Here is a 21,714-nt window from a genome sequence, read left to right on the forward strand (position 1 = left end):
CGAGTCCTGACGATGAACACACAATTCCGTAAACCGCTGCCCGGCAGCCACCTGGATTACTTCGATGTCCGCGCAGCGGTCGAGGCGATCCAGCCTGGCGCCTACGACACCCTGCCGTACACCTCCCGTGTGCTGGCGGAAAACCTTGTGCGTCGCTGCGACCCGGCCACGCTCACCGAATCCCTGAAGCAATTCATCGAGCGCAAGCGCGACCTCGATTTCCCGTGGTTCCCGGCCCGCGTGGTGTGCCACGACATTCTCGGCCAGACCGCGTTGGTCGACCTCGCCGGCCTGCGTGACGCCATCGCCCTGCAAGGCGGTGACCCGGCGCAAGTCAACCCGGTGGTGCCGACCCAACTGATCGTCGACCACTCCCTGGCCGTCGAGCGTGGTGGCTTCGATCCGGACGCGTTCGAGAAGAACCGGGCCATCGAAGACCGTCGCAACGAAGACCGTTTCCACTTCATCAACTGGACCAAGAAGGCGTTCAAGAACGTCGACGTGATCCCGCCGGGCAACGGCATCATGCACCAGATCAACCTGGAGAAAATGTCTCCGGTGATCCAGGTGCGCGACGGCGTGGCCTTCCCTGATACCTGCGTCGGTACCGACAGCCACACCCCGCACGTCGATGCGTTGGGCGTGATCGCCATCGGTGTCGGTGGTCTCGAAGCCGAAAGCGTGATGCTCGGCCGCGCATCGTGGATGCGTCTGCCGGAAAGCGTTGGCGTCGAACTGACCGGCAAGCTGCAACCGGGCATCACCGCCACCGACATGGTGCTGGCGCTGACCGAGTTCCTGCGCAAGCAGAAAGTCGTTGGCGCATGGCTGGAGTTCTTCGGCGAAGGTGCCTCGGCCCTGACCTTGGGCGACCGCGCAACCATCTCCAACATGGCCCCGGAATACGGCGCCACGGCGGCGATGTTCTACATCGACCAGCAGACCATCGACTACCTCAAGCTCACCGGCCGTGAAGACGAGCAGGTGCAGTTGGTCGAGAACTACGCCAAGACCACAGGCCTGTGGGCTGATAGCCTCAAAGGTGCCCAGTACGAGCGTGGCCTGACTTTCGATCTGTCTTCGGTCGTGCGCAACATGGCCGGCCCGAGCAACCCGCACGCCCGTGTGGCGGTTTCGGATCTGGCGGCCAAAGGCATCTCCGGTCAGTGGGACGATGTGCCGGGGCAAATGCCGGACGGCGCGGTGATCATCGCCGCCATCACCAGCTGCACCAACACCAGCAACCCGCGCAACGTGATCGCCGCCGGCCTGCTGGCGCGCAACGCCAACAAGCTCGGCCTGACCCGCAAGCCTTGGGTCAAGTCGTCCCTGGCACCGGGTTCGAAAACCGTGGCGCTGTACCTCGATGAAGCAGGCCTGACCGAAGAGCTGGACAAACTCGGCTTCGGCGTCGTGGCTTTTGCCTGCACCACGTGCAACGGCATGTCCGGCGCTCTGGACCCGGTGATCCAGCAAGAGATCATCGACCGCGACCTGTACGCCACTGCGGTGTTGTCCGGCAACCGTAACTTCGACGGCCGGATTCACCCGTACGCCAAGCAAGCGTTCCTCGCGTCGCCGCCCTTGGTGGTTGCGTATGCGATTGCCGGCACCATCCGTTTCGACATCGAAAAAGACGTGCTGGGCGTGGTGGACGGCAAGGAAATCCGTCTGAAAGACATCTGGCCAAGCGACGAAGAAATCGACGCGGTGGTCAAGGCGTCGGTGAAGCCGGAGCAGTTCCGCCAGGTGTACATCCCGATGTTCGCCATCCACGAAGACACCGGCCCGAAAGTCGCGCCGCTGTACGAGTGGCGTGAAATGAGCACCTACATCCGCCGTCCGCCGTACTGGGAAGGTGCGTTGGCCGGCGCTCGTCCGCTCAAGGGCATGCGCCCGCTGGCGGTGCTGCCGGACAACATCACCACCGATCACCTGTCGCCGTCCAACGCGATCATGATGGACAGCGCCGCCGGCGAATACCTGGCGAAAATGGGCCTGCCGGAAGAGGACTTCAACTCTTACGCGACTCACCGCGGTGACCACCTGACGGCGCAGCGCGCCACCTTCGCCAACCCGAAACTGTTCAACGAAATGGTTCTGGAAAACGGCAAGGTCAAGCAGGGTTCGCTGGCCCGTGTCGAGCCGGAAGGCAAAGTGATGCGCATGTGGGAAGCGATCGAAACCTACATGGATCGCAAGCAGCCGCTGATCATCATCGCCGGTGCCGACTACGGTCAGGGTTCGTCCCGCGACTGGGCGGCCAAGGGCGTGCGCCTGGCGGGTGTGGAGGCGATTGCCGCCGAAGGTTTCGAGCGCATTCACCGCACCAACCTGGTGGGCATGGGCGTGTTGCCGCTGGAGTTCAAGCCAGGCACCAACCGTCACACCCTGGCCATCGACGGCAGCGAAACCTACGACGTGATCGGCGATCGCACGCCGCGCGCCGAGCTGACGCTGGTGATCCATCGCAAGAGCGGTGAGCGCGTCGAGGTGCCGGTGACCTGCCGCCTCGACACCGCCGAAGAAGTGTCGATCTACGAGGCCGGCGGCGTGCTGCAACGCTTCGCCCAGGACTTCCTCGAAGAGTCGGCGGTTGCCGTTTAACACAGGCTGTACCGACACGGGACTTTGAGTCCCGTGTCTGCTTTCAGATCAGGAGTAACGAGCACCATGGCTCACGCAGCTCAAATCAAGATTCCAGCTACATACATGCGCGGCGGCACCAGCAAAGGCGTGTTCTTCAGTCTCAAGGACCTGCCCGAAGCGGCACAGGTCCCAGGCCCGGCCCGCGACGCGTTGCTGCTGCGCGTGATCGGCAGCCCCGATCCGTACGACAAACAAATCGACGGCATGGGCGGCGCGACCTCCAGCACCAGCAAAACCGTGATCCTGTCGAAAAGCACCAAGGCCGATCACGACGTCGATTACCTGTTCGGCCAGGTATCCATCGACAAGCCCTTCGTGGACTGGAGCGGCAACTGCGGCAACCTGTCGGCAGCGGTCGGTTCGTTTGCTGTCAGCAACGGCCTGGTGGACGCCAGCCGTATCCCGCATAACGGCGTAGCCGTGGTTCGCGTGTGGCAGGCCAACATTGGCAAGACCATCATCGCCCACGTGCCGATCACCAACGGTGAAGTGCAGGAGACCGGTGATTTCGAACTCGACGGCGTGACCTTCCCGGCGGCCGAAGTGCAGATCGAGTTCCTCGATCCGGCAGCGGAAGAAGAGGGCGGCGGCGGTTCGATGTTCCCCACCGGCAACCTGGTCGATGACCTGGAAGTGCCCGGCGTCGGCACCTTCAAGGCGACCATGATCAACGCCGGCATCCCGACGATTTTCGTCAATGCCGAAGACATCGGCTACAAGGGCACCGAGTTGCAGGGCGCGATCAACGGCGACCCGAAAGCCTTGCTGATGTTCGAGACCATCCGTGCCTACGGCGCATTGCGCATGGGCCTGATTTCCAACATCGACGAAGCAGCCAAGCGTCAGCACACGCCGAAAGTCGCCTTCGTGGCCAAGCCGGCGGACTACGTGGCGTCGAGCGGCAAGGCGATTGCCGCAGGCGATGTCGACCTGCTGGTACGTGCGTTGTCCATGGGCAAGTTGCACCACGCGATGATGGGCACGGCGGCCGTGGCGATCGGTACGGCTGCAGCGATTTCCGGCACCCTGGTGAACCTCGCGGCAGGTGGCATCGAACGCAACGCGGTGCGCTTCGGACACCCGTCCGGCACCCTGCGCGTCGGCGCCGAGGCCAGTCTGGTCAATGGTGAATGGACCGTGAACAAGGCGATCATGAGCCGCAGTGCGCGGGTATTGATGGAAGGGTTTGTGCGGGTGCCGGGGGATTCTTTCTAAACCCGATCTGAAACTCAACACAAGACCCTGTGGGAGCGAGCCTGCTCGCGAAAGCGGAGTATCAGACGACATCAATGTTGAATGTGGCGCCGTAATCGCGAGCAGGCTCGCTCCCACAGTTGATCTTCGGTGAGCACGGTATTCGTGTGCGACGCAAATCCAGTGTAGGAGCGAGCCTGCTCGCGACAGGGCCGGAACAGACCCGGGAGATTTACTTGAAACGCCGCTCCACACCTTTCTCCACGAGAATCTTCGCGGAGATCTCTTCCACGGAAAAATGCGTGGAGTTGATGTGCGGAATGTTTTCGCGGCGGAACAGGTTCTCGACCTCGCGCACCTCGAACTCGCACTGGGCGTAGCTCGAATAGCGGCTGTTGGGCTTGCGCTCGTTGCGAATCGCGGTGAGGCGGTCAGGGTCGATGGTCAGGCCGAACAGCTTGTGCTGGTGGGCGCGCAGTGCGTTTGGCAGTTGCAGGCGTTCCATGTCGTCTTCGGTCAGCGGGTAGTTGGCCGCGCGGATGCCGAATTGCATCGCCATGTACAGGCACGTCGGCGTCTTACCACATCGCGACACGCCCACTAGTATCAGGTCGGCCTTGTCGTAATAGTGCGTGCGGGCGCCGTCGTCGTTGTCGAGGGCGAAGTTGACGGCCTCGATACGCTCCATGTAATTGGTGTTGGCGCCGATGGAGTGGGACTTGCCGACGGTGTAGGAAGAATGCTCGGTCAGTTCCTGCTCAAGCGGTGCCAGGAACGTCGAGAAAATGTCGATCATGAAACCATTCGAGGTGGCGAGAATCTCACGAATGTCCTGATTGACGATGGTGTCGAAGATAATCGGACGGAAGCCGTCGGTTTCGGCGGCTTTGTTGATTTGTTGTACCATGGCCCGCGCTTTGTCCACGTTGTCGATGTACGGCCGCGTGACTTTGCTGAAGGTAATGTTTTCGAACTGCGCCAGAAGGCTTTGACCCAGGGTTTCGGCGGTAATGCCGGTACCATCGGAGATAAAGAAAGCAGATCGTTTCATTTGCACCTTGGGCCTTAAGCTAGTGACGAATCTTGGATATGATAGGCGCGATTTGCCGGCCGCCAATGGCCCGCATTCTCACTTATTTTCCAGGTCCAGGCCATATAGCCGGCAAATGCTCACTTAAGCAGCCGGTTTCTGAGCTTTTCCAACACAGTTAGTGGAGAGATCACCTTGGTAGAGTACGTAGTTTCCCTCGATAAGCTCGGCAAACACGATGTTGAGCATGTGGGGGGCAAGAACGCATCCCTGGGCGAGATGATCAGCAACCTTGCGGGTGCCGGTGTATCGGTGCCCGGCGGCTTCGCCACGACCGCTCAGGCTTATCGTGATTTCCTGGAGCTGAGCGGCCTGAATCAGCAGATTCACGACGCGCTCGATGCCCTGGACGTCGATGACGTGAATGCCCTGGCCAAGACCGGTGCCCAGATCCGTCAATGGATCATGGAGGCCGAGTTCCCTGAAAAACTGAATGCCGAAATCCGTACCGCGTTCGCCACGCTGTCCGCCGGCAACCCTGACATGGCCGTGGCCGTGCGTTCTTCCGCTACCGCCGAAGACCTGCCGGACGCTTCCTTCGCCGGTCAGCAGGAAACCTTCCTGAACATCCGTGGTGTCGAAAACGTCATTCGTGCCGCCAAAGAGGTGTTCGCCTCGCTGTTCAACGACCGTGCCATTTCCTACCGCGTGCACCAGGGCTTCGACCACAAGCTGGTTGCCCTGTCGGCCGGCGTGCAGCGCATGGTCCGCTCCGAAACCGGCACCGCCGGCGTGATGTTCACCCTCGATACCGAATCGGGCTTCCGTGACGTGGTGTTCATCACCGGCGCCTACGGCCTGGGTGAAACCGTCGTTCAAGGCGCGGTGAACCCGGATGAGTTCTACGTCCACAAGGGCACGCTGGCGGCCGGTCGTCCGGCCATCCTGCGCCGCAACCTGGGCAGCAAGGCCATCAAGATGATCTACGGCGACGAGGCCAAGGCCGGTCGTTCGGTCAAGACTGTCGACGTGGACAAGGCCGAACGCGCACGTTTCTGCCTGACCGACGCTGAAGTCAGCGAGCTGGCCAAGCAGGCGATGATCATCGAGAAGCACTACCAGTGCCCGATGGACATCGAGTGGGCCAAGGACGGTGACGACGGCAAGCTGTACATCGTGCAGGCCCGTCCGGAAACCGTGAAGAGCCGCACCCAGGCCAACGTCATGGAACGTTACCTGTTGAAAGAAACCGGTACCGTGCTGGTTGAAGGACGCGCCATCGGCCAGCGTATCGGCGCCGGCAAGGTCCGCATCATCAAGGACGTGTCCGAGATGGACAAGGTCCAGCCAGGCGACGTACTGGTGTCCGACATGACCGACCCGGACTGGGAACCGGTCATGAAGCGCGCCAGCGCCATCGTCACCAACCGTGGCGGTCGTACTTGCCACGCGGCGATCATCGCTCGTGAGCTGGGCATTCCAGCGGTAGTCGGTTGCGGCAACGCCACCCAGCTGTTGAAAGACGGCCAGGGCGTGACCGTTTCCTGCGCTGAAGGCGACACCGGTTTCATCTTCGAAGGCGAACTGGGCTTCGACATCAAGAAGAACTCCGTGGATGCCATGCCGGAGCTGCCGTTCAAGATCATGATGAACGTCGGCAACCCGGACCGCGCCTTCGACTTCGCGCAACTGCCGAACGCCGGTGTGGGCCTGGCTCGCCTGGAATTCATCATCAACCGCATGATCGGCGTGCACCCTAAAGCACTGCTGAACTACGACGGTCTGCCGCTGGACATCAAGGAAAGCGTCGACAAGCGCATCGCCGGTTACAACGACCCGGTCGGCTTCTACGTCGAGAAACTGGTCGAAGGCATCAGCACCCTGGCGGCAGCGTTCTGGCCGAAGAAGGTCATCGTGCGTCTGTCGGACTTCAAGTCCAACGAATACGCCAACCTGATCGGCGGCAAGCTGTACGAGCCGGAAGAAGAGAACCCGATGCTGGGCTTCCGCGGTGCTTCGCGTTACATCAGCGAATCGTTCCGCGACTGCTTCGAACTCGAATGCCGCGCCCTCAAGCGCGTGCGCAACGAGATGGGTCTGACCAACGTCGAAATCATGGTGCCGTTCGTTCGTACCCTGGGTGAAGCGAGCCAGGTGGTGGATCTGCTGGCGGAAAACGGTCTGGCCCGTGGTGATAACGGCCTGCGCGTGATCATGATGTGCGAACTGCCGTCCAACGCCATCCTGGCTGAAGAATTCCTCGAGTTCTTCGACGGTTTCTCCATCGGTTCCAACGACCTGACTCAGCTGACCCTGGGCCTGGACCGCGATTCCGGTATCATCGCGCACCTGTTCGACGAGCGTAATCCGGCGGTCAAGAAGCTGCTGGCCAACGCTATTGCCGCCTGCAACAAGGCCGGCAAGTACATCGGCATCTGCGGTCAGGGTCCTTCGGACCACCCGGACCTGGCCAAGTGGCTGATGGAGCAGGGCATTGAAAGCGTTTCGTTGAACCCGGACTCCGTACTGGAGACCTGGTTCTTCCTGGCAGAGGGTCAGGCGCAGGCTTGACCCCGTGTGAACGGACCGCTCACCTGCCTTTGTAGGAGCGAGCCTGCTCGCGATGGACGTCAACGATCACGCGTTTATCCTGGATAGACGTGGTGTCCCGAAGTTCTTCGCGAGCAGGGCTCGCTCCCACAGGGATCTCTCTGTAGGAGCGAGCTTGCTCGCGATGGACGTCAACGATGACGCGTTTTTGCTGGATAAACGCGTTGTCCTGGAGTCCATCGCGAGCAAGCTCGCTCCTACAGGGGGAGCGGTCTTTTAGAGATTCAAGCAGGGCGGGCTCCTCCGGATGCCGCCCTTTTTTGTGCAAGAGATTATGCAAAGCAGCAGCAACCTATTTCCTGTCGCCCTGATCAGCGCCGAACGGCGCGGCGATCTGAGCGAAGATGTGTATCGTTTGAAACCCGGTAACAGCCCCGACTTCACCGTCGAACTGGCTGTGACACGCCTTGGCATGGCCGATGAGCCGTCATCCCGTGGCGTGCCGGTGATCCTGCTGCACGGCAGCTTTTCCAATCGCCGGTTCTGGTTCTCTCCCAAGGGCCTGGGGTTGGGCGCCTATCTGGCCCGCTTGGGGTTCGACGTCTGGATTCCGGAAATGCGCGGCCATGGCCTGTCCCAGCGTAACCACGACTACCGCAAGAACCGGGTCGCCGACTACGCACGCTATGACCTGCCGGCCATTGGCGCGTTCGTGCGCGAACAGAGCGGGCAGGTGCCGCACTGGATCGGTCACTCGCTGGGGGGGACTACACTGGCCGCAGCGCTGGGTGGCGAGTACATCGGTGAGCCGGTGGTGGCCTCGGCGGCTTTTTTCGGTACACAAGTCAGCCGCACCTACTGGCCATTGAAAATTCCGCCGGTGGAGTGGAGCAGTCGCTTCATTCTCAAGCGTTTTGCCCAGTTGTCCGGAGCAAGGCTCAAGCGTGGCCCGGAGGACGAGCCGATCGGCCTCGCCTTGGAAAGCATGCGTTGGTTCGGCCTGTTCGGGCGCTTTGGCGATGCCGATAAAGACTGGTGGGCCGGTTTGGCCGAGGTCAGGTTGCCGGTGCTCGCCGTGAGTGCAGCCGGTGATCATCAGGACCCGGCGTGGGCGTGCCGCAAACTGTTCGAGCAGTTCGGTTCCGAGCACAAGCAATTTATCAATCTGGGTCGTGATCAAGGTTTCAGCGACAATTTCGGTCACGTTGAAATGCTCGTCAGCAAACCTGCCCAGGCCGAAGTCTGGCCATTGGTGACCCGCTGGCTGGCGGATCAGCAGACACCCTTGTTGGGTGGGCAAGGGGATTTGGCCGCGGCGGTTTGAGCCTGATGCTCTAACAAGGGCATTTCGCTCCGGTCGGCTTGCGGCTAAGATATGACGCATTGAGCTGTTCCGGTCACTTTGCGTGACTGAGTCATCACTGATGTTCGTGCTGTCTTCCTCTTTACAGGAGTTTCTCGATGATCCATTACCTCACGCCTGACCTGTGCGACGCCTATCCGGAACTGGTGCAGGTGCTGGAACCGATGTTCAGCAATTTCGGCGGCCGTGACTCCTTCGGCGGCGAAATCGTGACCATCAAGTGCTTCGAAGACAACTCGCTGGTCAAGGAGCAAGTCGAGCTCAAGGGCAATGGCAAGGTTCTGGTGGTCGATGGTGGCGGTTCCCTGCGCCGCGCGCTGCTGGGTGACATGCTCGCCGAGAAAGCCTCCAGCAATGGCTGGGAAGGCCTGGTGATCTATGGTTGCATCCGTGACGTCGACGTCATCGCGCAAACCGATCTGGGGGTTCAGGCGCTGGCCAGCCACCCGATGAAAACCGACAAGCGCGGTATCGGCGATCTCAACGTTGCCGTGACCTTCGCCGGCGTGACTTTCCATCCGGGCCATTACATCTATGCGGACAACAACGGCGTGATCATCTCGCCCAGCCCGCTGAAAATGCCTGAATAAAAACGGCTGCAGACCAGAGGAGTGCGGATGTTCGAGGAAGAAAACGCGCAATGGGGGCTGGTGCATGCCCTGGTGCTGGACGGTAGAGGCGGTGCGCGTTCGATTGCCCGGACTGAACTTGACGACTTGCAGCTGCAGGCCCATGAAAGCCTGTGGTTGCACTGGGATCGCAGTCATCCGCAAACCCAGACCTGGCTACGCAAGTCCAGCGGTCTGAGCGAATTCAGCTGTGACCTGTTACTCGAAGAAAACACCCGTCCGCGACTTTTACAGCTTTCGGACAGCGAACTGCTGCTATTTTTGCGCGGGGTCAATCTGAACCCCGGTGCCGAGCCGGAAGACATGGTGTCGGTGCGGATCTTCGGTTCTGCCCAGCGTGTCATTTCCCTGCGTTTGCGTCCGTTGCGCGCCACTGAAGAGCTGCTGGTGCAACTGGCCGATGGCAAGGGGCCGAAAACCGCCTCCGAACTCATCCTGTATATGGCGCAGTACCTCACCAACAAGGTGCAGGATCTGGTCAGCGACCTCTCGGAAGTGGTCGATGAGGAAGAAGAAAAACTGGATGCCGACGAACGGTATACGCCTGAGCACGGGGCGGTTTTGCAGATTCGTCGGCGGGCGGCAGCGTTGAAACGCTTTCTTGCTCCGCAGCGGGATATTTTCGGGCAGTTGACGCGAATCAAGTTGCCCTGGTTCGTCGAGGACGATGGTGATTACTGGAACGAATTGAACAACAGTCTGACCCGCTACCTCGAAGAGCTGGAACTGACCCGGGAGCGGGTGGGGCTGGTCCTGGAGGCGGAAGACCGTCGCTTGAGCGTGCGCATGAACCGCACGATGTATCGCTTCGGGATCATCACCGGGATCTTTTTGCCCATGAGTTTTCTGGCCGGGCTTTTGGGGATCAACGTCGGTGGCATTCCATTCTCTGCCAGCCCTTACGGCTTTCTGATCGCCTGCCTGATGATGGTCTCGGTGGCGTTGGGGCAATGGTGGTTATTCCGACGTTTGCGCTGGGTCTGAGGGAAAGCATGTGACCCGACCAAAACTGACCGCGTCTCCCACAGACATCACGAGAGGTGCGTATGCACGATCCGTTTGAACAGTCTTTACGCGACATGCTCAACGCCTCACCGTCCACCCGGGACGACGATGCGTGTCTGGGGCGTGTGCTGAAAACCGCCAACCGCCAGGTCGGCGCCGGTGATTTGTTCAGCCTGCTGGGGCGCTGGTTGCCCGCACTGATGATTGCCCTGAATAACGGATCGGCCCATGTCTCGCCGGTATCCCGTCTTCGTAAACCTGCTGCCCGCACTGCTGATAAGGCTGATTGAATATGGAACTTGATCTCTGGACACAGAGCCTCGTCACTGCAATGACTGCGTTGTGGACCAAGGTTGCGAACTTCATTCCAAACCTGTTCGGCGCACTGGTTGTGCTGCTGTTGGGTTTTGTCGTGGCCAAACTGCTGGACACCTTGCTTTCCAAATTGCTCGCCAAACTGGGCCTGGACCGCTTGATGGGCGGCACCGGCCTGACCAAGCTGATGTCCCGCGCTGGATTGCAGGTTCCCATTTCGACCCTGATCGGCAAGATCGTCTATTGGTTCGTTCTGCTTATTTTTCTGGTTTCTGCCGCAGAATCTCTTGGACTTGAGCGAGTATCAGCTACGCTTGATATGCTCGCGTTGTATTTGCCGAAGGTATTCGGCGCGGCGCTGGTGTTGCTGGTAGGTGTTTTGCTGGCGCAACTGGCCAACGGGCTGGTGCGCGGCGCGGCAGAAGGCGTGGGGCTGGACTATGCTTCAGGGCTTGGACGAATTGCCCAGGGCCTGGTGATCATCATCAGTATTTCGGTGGCGATCAGCCAGTTGGAGGTCAAGACTGACCTGCTCAACCATGTGATCGTGATTGTGCTGATAACCGTTGGTCTGGCGGTAGCGCTGGCCATGGGGTTGGGAAGCCGGGAAATAGCCGGCCAGATTCTTGCGGGAATCTACGTGCGTGAGCTGTATCAGGTTGGGCAACAAGTGCGTGTTGGCGAGGTCGAAGGCCAGATCGAAGAGATCGGCACGGTTAAGACCACATTGCTGACCGATGAGGGTGAGCTAGTCTCTCTTTCCAATCGGATCCTCCTCGAGCAGCATGTGAGTAGCCGCTAACCCGGCAAACCCTGCTAATGTATGCCGCCGCAAAATGCCAGCTGACGCTGGCTGCGGAGGATATTGACCTGACTGTCGGCCCGACTTGTTTTGAATAAAGCTCAATCGCTATCCATGCGCTACGACCCCCGCGAGCTCTCTGATGAGGAGTTGGTCGCGCGCTCGCATACCGAGCTGTTTCACGTAACACGCGCTTACGAAGAACTGATGCGGCGTTACCAGCGAACATTATTTAACGTGTGCGCAAGATATCTCGGGAACGATCGCGATGCAGACGATGTCTGTCAGGAGGTCATGTTGAAGGTGTTGTATGGCCTGAAGAACTTCGAGGGCAAATCGAAGTTCAAGACATGGCTATATAGCATCACGTACAACGAGTGCATCACACAGTATCGAAAGGAACGGCGAAAGCGTCGCTTGATGGACGCATTGAGTCTTGACCCCCTCGAGGAGGCGTCCGAAGAAAAGGCGCCGAAACCTGAGGAAAAGGGTGGACTTGATCGCTGGTTAGTGTATGTGAACCCGATTGACCGGGAAATTCTGGTGCTACGTTTTGTCGCAGAGCTGGAGTTTCAGGAGATCGCAGACATCATGCACATGGGTTTGAGTGCAACAAAAATGCGGTACAAACGCGCTCTAGATAAATTGCGTGAGAAATTTGCAGGCATTGCTGAAACTTAGTTCAGCGCAAATATCTCTTACGTGTAGGCAAGTTCTGTTAGACTTGCCGCCGAGTTGTCCCCCGGTTTGCGGGACTGCTTCACAATCACCAGATGGGGATTTAACGGATGAAACTGAAAAACACCTTGGGCTTGGCCATTGGTACTCTTATTGCCGCTACTTCGTTCGGCGCATTGGCACAAGGCCAAGGCGCAGTTGAAGGCGAGCTCAACTACGGGAAGAAGTACAACGACAGCGTTAACAACGTTGAAGACGGCTACACTCCTGGCGCCTCCATCGGTTACTTCTTGACCGACGACGTATCGTTGAACTTCACCTACAACAACGATGACTACACCCGTTCGAACAACAACACCGGCAACCAGAAGATCGAAGGCGACCAGTTCGGTCTGAACGCTCAGTACCACTTCAACAACGCTGGCGACGCTCTGCGTCCTTACGTTCAAGGTGGTGTCAAGCACGGCAGCATGACCAACGTAGCCGCTGACGGCCACACCGGTCGTGACCAGTCGACTTTCCTGACTGCTGGCGCTGGCCTGAAGTACTACTTCCTCGAAAACGTCTACGCTCGTGCTGGCGTAGAAGCTGACTACAAGCTGGACAACGGCCGTTGGGACTACATCCCGTCCGTAGGTCTGGGTGTGAACTTCGGTGGCGGCAACAAGCCTGCTGCTGCTCCGGTTCCAGCACCAGAAGTCTGCTCCGACAGCGACAACGACGGCGTTTGCGACAACGTTGACAAGTGCCCGGACACCCCGGCCAACGTAACTGTTGACGCTGATGGCTGCCCAGCTGTTGCTGAAGTCGTTCGTGTAGAGCTGGACGTGAAGTTCGACTTCGACAAGTCGGTAGTCAAGCCAAACAGCTACGGCGACATCAAGAACCTGGCTGACTTCATGAAGCAGTACCCATCCACCACCACTACTGTTGAAGGTCACACTGACTCCGTCGGTCCTGACGCTTACAACCAGAAACTGTCCGAGCGTCGTGCAAACGCCGTTAAGCAAGTTCTGACCAACCAGTACGGTGTTGAATCGACCCGCGTTCAGTCCGTTGGCTACGGCGAATCCCGCCCAGTTGCTGACAACAAAACTGAAGCTGGTCGCGCTGTTAACCGTCGCGTAGAAGCGCAGGTTGAAGCTCAAGCTAAGTAATTAGCCCGCAGCTCCGAGAAAAGCCCGGCTCAGGCCGGGCTTTTCTTTGTCTGCGATTTGGGTTTCAGCATTGGTTTTGCGTTGCTTCCAAAGGATCGCAGCCTGCGGCAGCTCCTACAGGAATAAATGCCGAACCCGTGCAGGAGCTGCCGAAGGCTGCGATCTTTTGATCTCATCACAGGCGGCCACAGCACCGATCACCAGGATTGCCGGGCTTTTCAACTGGAAGCTATGGGCATCGTCCTCCATGGCTGTCAGGTCGCTCCAACATTCCCGTTGATGCGGCAACGATGCATTTTCGATCATTGCCACGGGCGTATCGGCTGCCATTCCACCGGCCAGCAGTTGCTCGCGAATTTCACTGATCTTCGCCACCCCCATGTAGATCACCAGTGTCGTGCCACCTTGGGCCAGCGCTTGCCAGTTCAGGCTGCTGTCATCCTGAGTGTGGGCGGTCACCAGCGTTACCCCTCGTGCCACGCCGCGCAGGGTCAATGGAATATCGCATTGCGTCGCGCCCGCCAGGCCGGCGGTGATGCCATTGACCAGCTCAACCTCGACACCACGCTCGCGCAGCCACTGCGCTTCTTCACCGCCACGCCCGAAGATGCACGGGTCGCCACCCTTGAGGCGCACCACGCATTTGCCCTGACGGGCATAACGCAACATCAGGCGATGGATAAAGGCTTGCGGCGTTGAACGACAGCCGCCGCGCTTGCCCACCGGAATTATCCGCGCGCCGGGGCAGTGCTCCAGCACCGCGACGTTGACCAGATCGTCGATCAGCACGACATCCGCCTCTCTCAACGCCCGAACAGCTTTGAGGGTCAGTAATTCAGGATCACCGGGACCTGCACCCACCAGCCAGACTTTTGCGCTCATAGTGTTTTCCTCACGAGATGGCGGCTTGCGGCTGCGCGGTGGCGGCCAACAAACGCTTGATTTCCGGGACGCAGGAGCCGCATTGCGTGCCGCAACCCAATTCTTGTTTCAAACCCGGCAAGTCCAGGCCGCGGCGGATGCCGGCGCAGACCGCGTTTTGGCTGACGTTTTTGCAGTTGCACAGGGTTTTGTTACCGATCGCTTCGGCGTCAACCTGGCCCGGTGGGGCACTCAGTGGCGCGAGCAGCCAGCGCCGTAGCTGTTCATCGGCGCGACCTTCGAGCCAGAGGTTTTGCAACCAGTGCCGGGCGAGGGTTTCACCCGCCAGGCGGATCGCAGTGATCCGGCCGTTCTCGATTCGCACCCGCTTACCGATGGAGCGTCGTGGATCGTCGTAGGCCAGCACCGGTCCATCGTTGAGCCCCAGACATTGATCGATATCGCGCAGCAATTGCGGATCTGGCGCCGTGGCGCTGGCAGCGCGTATCAGCAGCGCAGGGCGCTCACGACCGGTCAGACTGAGGCTGACGTAGGAAAACGTCTCGCAGAGGGGACGTAGAGTCTCAAAATGTTGTTGGACATCGCCCTCTATCAGCGCGAAAAGGTGCCAAGGCAATTGCACCGGTTCCAGGCGCACGCCGCTGTGTTTGAGCTCCGGTTGTTTCGACAACGGGTCGAAGGCGGGCAGGGTGAGGCTGTTCACGCCTCCCTTGAGAAAACGGTCACCAAAATGCATCGGCAAGAAGGCTTGGCCCGGACGCACGCTGTCGTCACTGGCGACCGGCACGATCACCGCGCCGCGGCGGCTTTTCAGGCTGATCAAATCCCCCGTTTGCAGGCGATGCCTGCGCAGCTCATCCGGGTGCAGGCTCAACACGGCTTCACTGACATGGCCGAACAACTGCGCGGCGGTGCCGGTGCGGCTCATACCGTGCCACTGATCGCGCAGACGACCGGTGATCAGCGTCAGCGGGAAGCGCGCATCCCGTTGTTCCTTGGCGGCGCGATACGGATCGGCCACGAACTGCGCGCGTCCGCTGGAAGTCGGGAAAATGCCGTCGAGATAGAGGCGGGCGGTGCCTGCGCTGGCCCCCACAGGAAAGGGCCATTGCTGCGGGCCGATGGTGTCGATCAAGCCGTGGCTGATCCCGGACAAATCCAGATCCCGTCCCCGCGTCAGCTGTTTGTATTCGTCGAAGACCTGTGCCGGGGTGTCAAAGGCAAACAGGCTGGTGGCTTCCGGACGCAGATGTTTTTCCAGGCGCTGTGCGAAATCCACCGTGATGGTCCAGTCCGGACGCGCTTCACCCGGTGCGACGATCGCGCGGCGGACGTGGGAAATACGCCGTTCGGAGTTGGTCACCGTGCCGTCCTTTTCGCCCCAACTGGCGGCGGGCAATAACAGGTCGGCATACCTGGCGGTTTCAGTGGTGCGAAAGGCCTCCTGCAGGACCACGAACGGGCAGGCCTCCAGTGCCGCGCGCACGGCCGCCTGATCGGGAAGAGACTGCGCGGGGTTGGTGCAGGCGATCCACAAGGCTTTGATCTTGCCGCTGCCCACCTGCTCAAACAACTCGATGGCAGTCAGCCCCGGGTTTTCAGGCAGTTGATCAACACCCCAGTAAGCGGCCACCTCGGCACGGTGCTCGGGGTTGGCGGCGTCACGATGGCCCGGCAGCAGGTTGGACAGGCTACCGGTCTCCCGCCCGCCCATGGCATTCGGCTGACCGGTCAAGGAGAAAGGACCTGCACCCGGACGGCCAATCTGCCCGGTGGCCAGGTGCAGATTGATCAGAGCACTGTTTTTCGCGCTGCCGGCGGTGGATTGGTTCAACCCCATGCACCACAGCGACAGGAAAGACGGTGATGTGCCGATCCACTCGGCACATTGCTGCAATTGCCCGACGCTGACCCCGCAGAGCTGCGACACCATCTGCGGCGTGTAATCGCGCACCAGTTTCTTCAGCTCGGGCAAACTTTCGGTATGGTCCTTGATGAAGTCACGGTCGATCCAGTCTTCCCACAGCAGCAGATGCAAAATCCCATGGAACAAGGCGACATCGGTGCCGGGCAAAATCGCCAGGTGCAGGTCAGCCAGATCGCAGGTGTCTGTATGACGTGGGTCAATGACGATGACTTTCATCTGCGGCCGGCGGGATTTGGCTTCTTCCAGTCGGCGAAACAGTACCGGGTGGGCGTAGGCCATGTTACTGCCGACGATCATCACGCAATCGCTCAATTCCAGGTCTTCATAGCTGCATGGCGGAGCGTCGGCGCCCAGGCTGCGTTTGTAGCCGACCACCGCCGACGACATGCACAGCCGTGAATTGCTGTCGATGTTGTTGGTGCCCACCAGCGCCCGAGCCAGTTTGTTGAAGGCGTAGTAGTCCTCGGTCAGCAACTGCCCGGAAATGTAGAACGCCACGCTGTCCGGGCCATGCTCGGCAATGGTTTGGGCGAAAACGCTGGCGGCGTGATCAAGCGCGGTATCCCAGTCGGTGCGGCTGCGCGCCAGGCCTTTGCCCAGGCGCAATTCCGGGTACAGGGCCCTTGCCGTCAAGTCGCCGGTCAAATGCAGGGTTGATCCCTTGCTGCACAACTTGCCGAAGTTGGCCGGGTGCGCCGGATCGCCGCTGACGCCGAGGATGCGCTCGCCGTCATGCTCGATCAGCACCCCGCAGCCGACCCCGCAATAGCAGCAGGTGGACGCGGTGATCTGGCGGTCCATCAGCCTGCGTCCCGCAGGGCCAGCATCACGCGGCCATTTTCGACCCGCGCCGGATGGTGGTGGGCGCAGCCGACGTCCGGGGCCAGGGCTTCGCCGCTTTGCAGGTCGATTTGCCAGTTGTGCAGTGGGCAGGCCACGCGTTTGCCGTAGATCAGACCTTGGGACAGCGGTCCGCCCTTGTGCGGGCAACGGTCGTCGAGGGCGAACACTTCATCGTCGCTGGTACGAAAAATCGCGATGTCACCTTTAGGGCCGGCAACGATCCGCGAGCCCAGGGCATTGATTTCATCCAGTGCGCAGATATCCAGCCAGTTCATGCCAGCACCTCCAGGTTTTTCACGGGGATGACGTCGAATTCTTTTTTCAGCTGTGGCTGTTCCAGGCGTTCCTTCCACGGGTCCTGTTCGAACGACAGGGAGAACTGCAGGCGATCGTTGAGCGCCTTGCGCCGCTCCGGGTCTTCCAGCACGGCTTTCTTGATGTGGTCCATGCCGACCCGTTGCAGGTAGTGCACGGTGCGTTCGAGGTAAAAGGCTTCCTCGCGATAGAGCTGCAGGAATGCGCCGTTGTATTCGCGGACTTCTTCGGCGGTTTTCAGTTTGACGAAGAATTCCGCGACTTCGGTCTTGATCCCGCCGTTACCGCCGATGTACATCTCCCAGCCGGAATCGACGCCGATGATGCCTACGTCCTTGATGCCCGCTTCCGAGCAGTTGCGCGGGCAACCGGAGACAGCCAGTTTCACTTTGTGCGGCGACCACATGTTGAACAGGTCATGTTCCAGTTCAATGCCAAGTTGTGTGGAGTTCTGCGTGCCAAAGCGGCAGAACTCGCTGCCGACGCAGGTCTTCACGGTGCGGATGGATTTGCCGTAGGCATGGCCGGATGGCATGTCGAGATCTTTCCAGACGCCTGGCAAGTCCTGCTTCTTGATCCCCAGCAAGTCGATGCGCTGGCCGCCGGTGACCTTGACCATCGGCACGTTGTACTTGTCGGCAACGTCGGCAATGCGCCGCAGTTCCGAAGGATTGGTCACGCCGCCCCACATCCGCGGGACGACCGAGTAGGTGCCATCTTTCTGAATGTTGGCGTGGGCGCGTTCGTTGATCAGGCGCGATTGCGGATCATCCTTGGCTTCCCCCGGCCAGGTGGAGATCAGGTAGTAATTGAGCGCCGGCCGGCAAGTGGCGCAGCCGTTGGGTGTGCGCCAGTTCAGGTAGCTCAGGGTGCCGGCGATGGTCAGCAGGTGCTGCTCGTGGATGGCCTGGCGGATTTGCCCGTGGTTGAGGTCGCTGCAGCCGCAGATGGCCTTTTCGCTTTTCGGTTTGACGTCGGCGGCGCCGCCCACGGTGTTGATCAGGATCTGCTCCACCAAACCCGCGCACGAACCGCAGGAGCTGGCAGCCTTGGTGTGTTTCTTCACTTCGTCGACGCTGAACAGCCCGTGTTCCTGAATGGCCTTGACGATGGTGCCTTTGCACACGCCGTTGCAGCCGCAGACTTCGGCCGTGTCGGCCATGCTCATGGCCTTGTCCTGGCCCTGGTGCCCTACGTCGCCAAGCGCATTTTCACCGAACATCAAGTGATCGCGGATCTCACTGATGGCGTGGTTTTCACGGATCTGCCGGAAATACCAGCCGCCATCGGCCGTATCGCCGTACAGACAGGCGCCGACCAGCACGTCGTCCTTGATCACCAGTTTCTTGTAGACCCCGCCAATCGGGTCGGAGAGGGTGATGGTCTCGGTGCCTTCACCGCCCATGAAGTCACCGGCGGAAAACAGGTCGATGCCGGTGACCTTCAATTTGGTCGAGGTCACCGACCCCTTGTAAGTGGCAAAACCCAGTTGGGCGAGGTGGTTGGCGCAGACTTTGGCCTGTTCGAACAACGGCGCCACCAGACCATAGGCGATGCCGCGATGGCTGGCGCACTCGCCGATGGCGTAGATCCGCGGGTCATAGGTTTGCAGGGTGTCGTTGACCAGAATCCCGCGGCTGCACGGAATGCCGGATTTCTCTGCCAATTCGGTATTGGGGCGAATGCCGGCGGCCATCACCACCAGGTCAGCGGGGATGATGTCGCCATTCTTGAATTGCACCGAACCGACCCGGCCATTGCCCGCGTCGTGCAAGGCCTGGGTCTGCTCGCACAGACGGAAATGCAGGCCGCGAGACTCCAGGGCGGTTTGCAGCAACTGGCCGCTGGTCTTGTCCAGTTGCCGCTCCAGCAGCCACTCGCCGATATGCACCACGGTGACGTGCATGCCCCGCAGCATCAGGCCGTTGGCAGCCTCCAGGCCGAGCAGGCCGCCACCGATCACCACGGCGTGCCGGTAGGTTTTCGCGGTGTCGATCATGGCCTGGGTATCGGCGATGTCGCGGTAGCCGATCACGCCCTCGAGGGTGTTGCCGGGAATGGGCAGGATGAAAGGCGTCGAGCCGGTGGCGATCAGCAGGCGATCGTATTCGGCTTCACTGCCGTCTTCGGCAATGACCCGGCGCTTGACCCGGTCGATCTCCACCACTTTGCGGTTGAGCAGCAGTTTGATGTTGTTGTCCAGGTACCAGTCCAGGTCGTTGAGCACGATCTCTTCGAAGGTCTGTTCGCCCGCCAGCACCGGTGACAACAGGATGCGGTTGTAGTTGGTGTGCGGTTCGGCGCCGAAGACCGTGATGTCGTACAGCTCGGTGCTCAGCTTGAGCAGTTCTTCCAGGGTCCGGACCCCGGCCATGCCATTGCCGATCATCACCAGTTTTAGTTTTTTCATCAGGTTCTCCGGGGAGTCCAGGCCTGCCTCATCAGGGTTCAGGCCATGCTCGACAAATTTTGCGCAAACAAAAAAAGGCGTCCCGCTAGTTGCCTAGCGAGGACGCCTTTGTCCTGGTCCCGTTCTCTCGGGAAGTGCAGCCTTCGTCGTTGAAGCCTGCGCTTTATGTCTGTTGAAAGGAGTAATGCAGTGGTTGTGCCAAGTCGCTCAGGTCCCGTGTTTGTTGGCGTTCTTCCCGTTCGCAAGGGCAGTGCCGCGAGGGAATGCACCGATTCAAGGCGCGTTGCCCGCTAATGGAGCGCCACCACCAGCAGCACCAGGTTGAGCAGCAGCGATACCAGCGCCAATGTCCGCCAGACTTTCAGCGGCTCGCGTTCCAGCAAGGGTTTGGGGCGCACGCTCAAACTGCGGCGTTCGCCTTGCTCGATCAGCAGCAACCATTCTTCCGCCGTTTCAAAACGCTGTTCGGGGGCCGCCGCCACGGCGCGTTCCAGGTGATGGGCGATCCAGTCCGGCAGGTCGGGCCGGTAGCGGCTGGCGTTGACCGGGAGACCAAATCTCGGGCGCTGGAACGCTTCGATTTCGCCATAGGGATAGTGCCCGGTGAGCAGGAAATACAAGGTCACACCAACGGCATACAGGTCCTGCTGTGGTGTCGGCACTTCGCCACGAAAGGCTTCCGGCGCGATGTAACTGGGTGTGCCCGGCAGAGCCCAGGGCAGGTCTTGCGAGAGACCGGGGCAGTAGGCGAGGCCGAAATCCAGCAGGCGCAGTTCACCGTCGTCCCCCAGCAACAGGTTTTCCGGTTTGATATCGCGATGCAGAATCTGCCGTCGATGCAACAGGCCGACCGCTCGCAGCAAGCGTTCGGCGATGTCTTGCCACTGGGGCAGCGGCAACGGTCCGCTTTGCTCATGCCGTTGCGCCAGGGTAGCGCCCGAATATTCGCGCATCACGTAGTACAAATGCTGACGCTGACTGGCGGCATGCACTTCGGGAAAATGCCGACCGGCCACGCGTTTGAGAAACCACTCTTCCGACAGCAGCGCTTGCCCGGCCTGGTGATCGTCGTGCAGGCGCCCCGGCAGGGTTTTCAGCAGCCAGGGTTGTTGCTGAGTGTCGCGCACGCGATAAAGCAGCGATTGCTGGCTCTGTGCGACGATCCCTTCGACTTGCCAGCCCTCGAACGCCTGACCCGGTTTCAGGGCCGGCGGCAGTGGCCATTGCTGCAAGTGAATCAACGCGTCGCCAATGCTCGCTTCGCCGAGGGCGTCGACCCGCACCAGCAAGGCGCTGGCGTTGTCCTGACTGCCTGCCAGGTGTGCGGCATTGACCAGGGTTTGCGCAGCGCTGTGCAAGTCCGGTTGATCACGCAGGATCGCCGCAATGGCGGTATCGCCGAGGACGGCCCAGATGCCGTCGCTGAGCAGGACGAAGCTTTCATCGAGGCGCAGTTCACCGTCGAGAAAATCCAGCACCAGGTGTTGATCGAGGCCCAGCGCCCGTTTCAACACGTGCTGCATGCCCGGTTGGTCCCAGACGTGATCCTCGCTGATTCGCTGCAATCGGTCGGCGTGCCAGCGATACACCCGGCAATCGCCGACATGGGCCAGGGTAAAACGCCGGCCACGCAGGACCAGCGCACTGAGGGTGGTCAGCAGCGGTTGTCCTCCGCCATTGGCCTGCAACCAGCGGTTTTGCGCCAGCAACAGGCGATCAAGTGCCTGCGCCACGCTCCAGGTTTCCGGCGTGGCGTAGTAATCCAGCGCCAGGGCCTGCAGCGTCGAACGGGCCGCCAGGCCGCCATCGGCGCACTGGCTGACACCGTCGGCGATGGCGAACAGGTAACCTTTGCTCGCCGCCAGCGCCGGGGCCGGCGTGACCAGGCGCAGGGCATCCTGGTTTTCCTCGCGCGGACCGATGGCGCTGGCTTCGGCGAAACTCAGTTGCAGGCTCATCGAGGCG

Annotated in this window: 16 protein-coding genes; 10 read left to right on the plus strand and 6 right to left on the minus strand. The window is 60.4% G+C overall.

Annotated features, from left to right (window positions below; translation table 11 throughout):
- Nucleotides 1-12 precede the first annotated feature (12 nt).
- Nucleotides 13-2,607, plus strand: a complete 2,595-nt coding sequence (gene acnD, locus AC3WJW_RS11905; protein WP_493726126.1) for a Fe/S-dependent 2-methylisocitrate dehydratase AcnD — start codon at nucleotides 13-15, stop codon at nucleotides 2,605-2,607.
- 66 nt (nucleotides 2,608-2,673) lie between these two features.
- The gene (gene prpF, locus AC3WJW_RS11910; RefSeq protein ID WP_116582874.1) at nucleotides 2,674-3,864 is read left to right on the plus strand and encodes a 2-methylaconitate cis-trans isomerase PrpF; all 1,191 of its coding nucleotides are present in this window, start codon (nucleotides 2,674-2,676) and stop codon (nucleotides 3,862-3,864) included.
- Between the two features lie 211 nt (nucleotides 3,865-4,075).
- On the opposite strand, the gene ppsR is transcribed toward prpF, so the two are convergent.
- Entirely contained in the window at nucleotides 4,076-4,894 is an 819-nt protein-coding gene (ppsR, locus tag AC3WJW_RS11915) for a posphoenolpyruvate synthetase regulatory kinase/phosphorylase PpsR (protein WP_007971527.1), read from the minus strand.
- A 174-nt stretch (nucleotides 4,895-5,068) separates the two neighbouring features.
- On the opposite strand from ppsR, the gene ppsA reads away from it, so the two are divergent.
- The 8 genes from ppsA (at nucleotide 5,069) to AC3WJW_RS11955 (ending at nucleotide 13,372) form a co-directional block, all read left to right on the plus strand.
- Nucleotides 5,069-7,444, plus strand: a complete 2,376-nt coding sequence (ppsA, locus tag AC3WJW_RS11920; RefSeq protein ID WP_493726127.1) for a phosphoenolpyruvate synthase — start codon at nucleotides 5,069-5,071, stop codon at nucleotides 7,442-7,444.
- A gap of 313 nt (nucleotides 7,445-7,757) precedes the next feature.
- Nucleotides 7,758-8,747, plus strand: a complete 990-nt coding sequence (locus AC3WJW_RS11925; RefSeq protein ID WP_493726128.1) for an alpha/beta fold hydrolase — start codon at nucleotides 7,758-7,760, stop codon at nucleotides 8,745-8,747.
- A 140-nt stretch (nucleotides 8,748-8,887) separates the two neighbouring features.
- On the plus strand, nucleotides 8,888-9,376 hold the full coding sequence (gene rraA / locus AC3WJW_RS11930; protein ID WP_173900792.1) for a ribonuclease E activity regulator RraA: 489 nt from the start codon (nucleotides 8,888-8,890) through the stop codon (nucleotides 9,374-9,376).
- 27 nt (nucleotides 9,377-9,403) lie between these two features.
- A complete protein-coding gene (locus tag AC3WJW_RS11935; protein WP_493726129.1) occupies nucleotides 9,404-10,399 on the plus strand; it encodes a zinc transporter ZntB in 996 nt (331 codons plus the stop codon).
- A 62-nt stretch (nucleotides 10,400-10,461) separates the two neighbouring features.
- On the plus strand, nucleotides 10,462-10,710 hold the full coding sequence (locus AC3WJW_RS11940; RefSeq protein ID WP_007971509.1) for a hypothetical protein: 249 nt from the start codon (nucleotides 10,462-10,464) through the stop codon (nucleotides 10,708-10,710).
- 2 nt (nucleotides 10,711-10,712) lie between these two features.
- Entirely contained in the window at nucleotides 10,713-11,537 is an 825-nt protein-coding gene (locus tag AC3WJW_RS11945; RefSeq protein ID WP_007916401.1) for a mechanosensitive ion channel family protein, read from the plus strand.
- Between the two features lie 90 nt (nucleotides 11,538-11,627).
- Nucleotides 11,628-12,218, plus strand: a complete 591-nt coding sequence (gene sigX, locus AC3WJW_RS11950; RefSeq protein ID WP_075949123.1) for an RNA polymerase sigma factor SigX — start codon at nucleotides 11,628-11,630, stop codon at nucleotides 12,216-12,218.
- A gap of 107 nt (nucleotides 12,219-12,325) precedes the next feature.
- A complete protein-coding gene (locus AC3WJW_RS11955; protein WP_493726130.1) occupies nucleotides 12,326-13,372 on the plus strand; it encodes an OmpA family protein in 1,047 nt (348 codons plus the stop codon).
- A 114-nt stretch (nucleotides 13,373-13,486) separates the two neighbouring features.
- On the opposite strand, the gene cobA is transcribed toward AC3WJW_RS11955, so the two are convergent.
- The 5 genes from cobA to AC3WJW_RS11980 all read right to left on the minus strand — a co-directional run bounded on the left by cobA (nucleotide 13,487) and on the right by AC3WJW_RS11980 (nucleotide 21,707).
- Entirely contained in the window at nucleotides 13,487-14,254 is a 768-nt protein-coding gene (gene cobA, locus AC3WJW_RS11960) for a uroporphyrinogen-III C-methyltransferase (RefSeq protein WP_493726131.1), read from the minus strand.
- 10 nt (nucleotides 14,255-14,264) lie between these two features.
- Nucleotides 14,265-16,982, minus strand: coding sequence for a nitrate reductase (locus AC3WJW_RS11965; protein ID WP_493726132.1), 2,718 nt, complete (start codon nucleotides 16,980-16,982; stop codon nucleotides 14,265-14,267).
- The gene (nirD, locus tag AC3WJW_RS11970) at nucleotides 16,982-17,299 is read right to left on the minus strand and encodes a nitrite reductase small subunit NirD (protein ID WP_102698809.1); all 318 of its coding nucleotides are present in this window, start codon (nucleotides 17,297-17,299) and stop codon (nucleotides 16,982-16,984) included. The genes AC3WJW_RS11965 and nirD overlap by 1 nt, the downstream gene beginning before the upstream one ends.
- Complete coding sequence (gene nirB, locus AC3WJW_RS11975) at nucleotides 17,296-19,749, minus strand: nitrite reductase large subunit NirB (RefSeq protein ID WP_493726133.1); 2,454 nt, start codon at nucleotides 19,747-19,749, stop codon at nucleotides 17,296-17,298. Before nirB ends, nirD begins: the two co-directional genes overlap by 4 nt.
- A 290-nt stretch (nucleotides 19,750-20,039) precedes the next feature.
- Complete coding sequence (locus tag AC3WJW_RS11980; protein WP_493726134.1) at nucleotides 20,040-21,707, minus strand: bifunctional protein-serine/threonine kinase/phosphatase; 1,668 nt, start codon at nucleotides 21,705-21,707, stop codon at nucleotides 20,040-20,042.
- Nucleotides 21,708-21,714 lie beyond the last annotated feature (7 nt).

The organism is Pseudomonas sp. GW821-FHT07G06 (assembly GCF_058986625.1).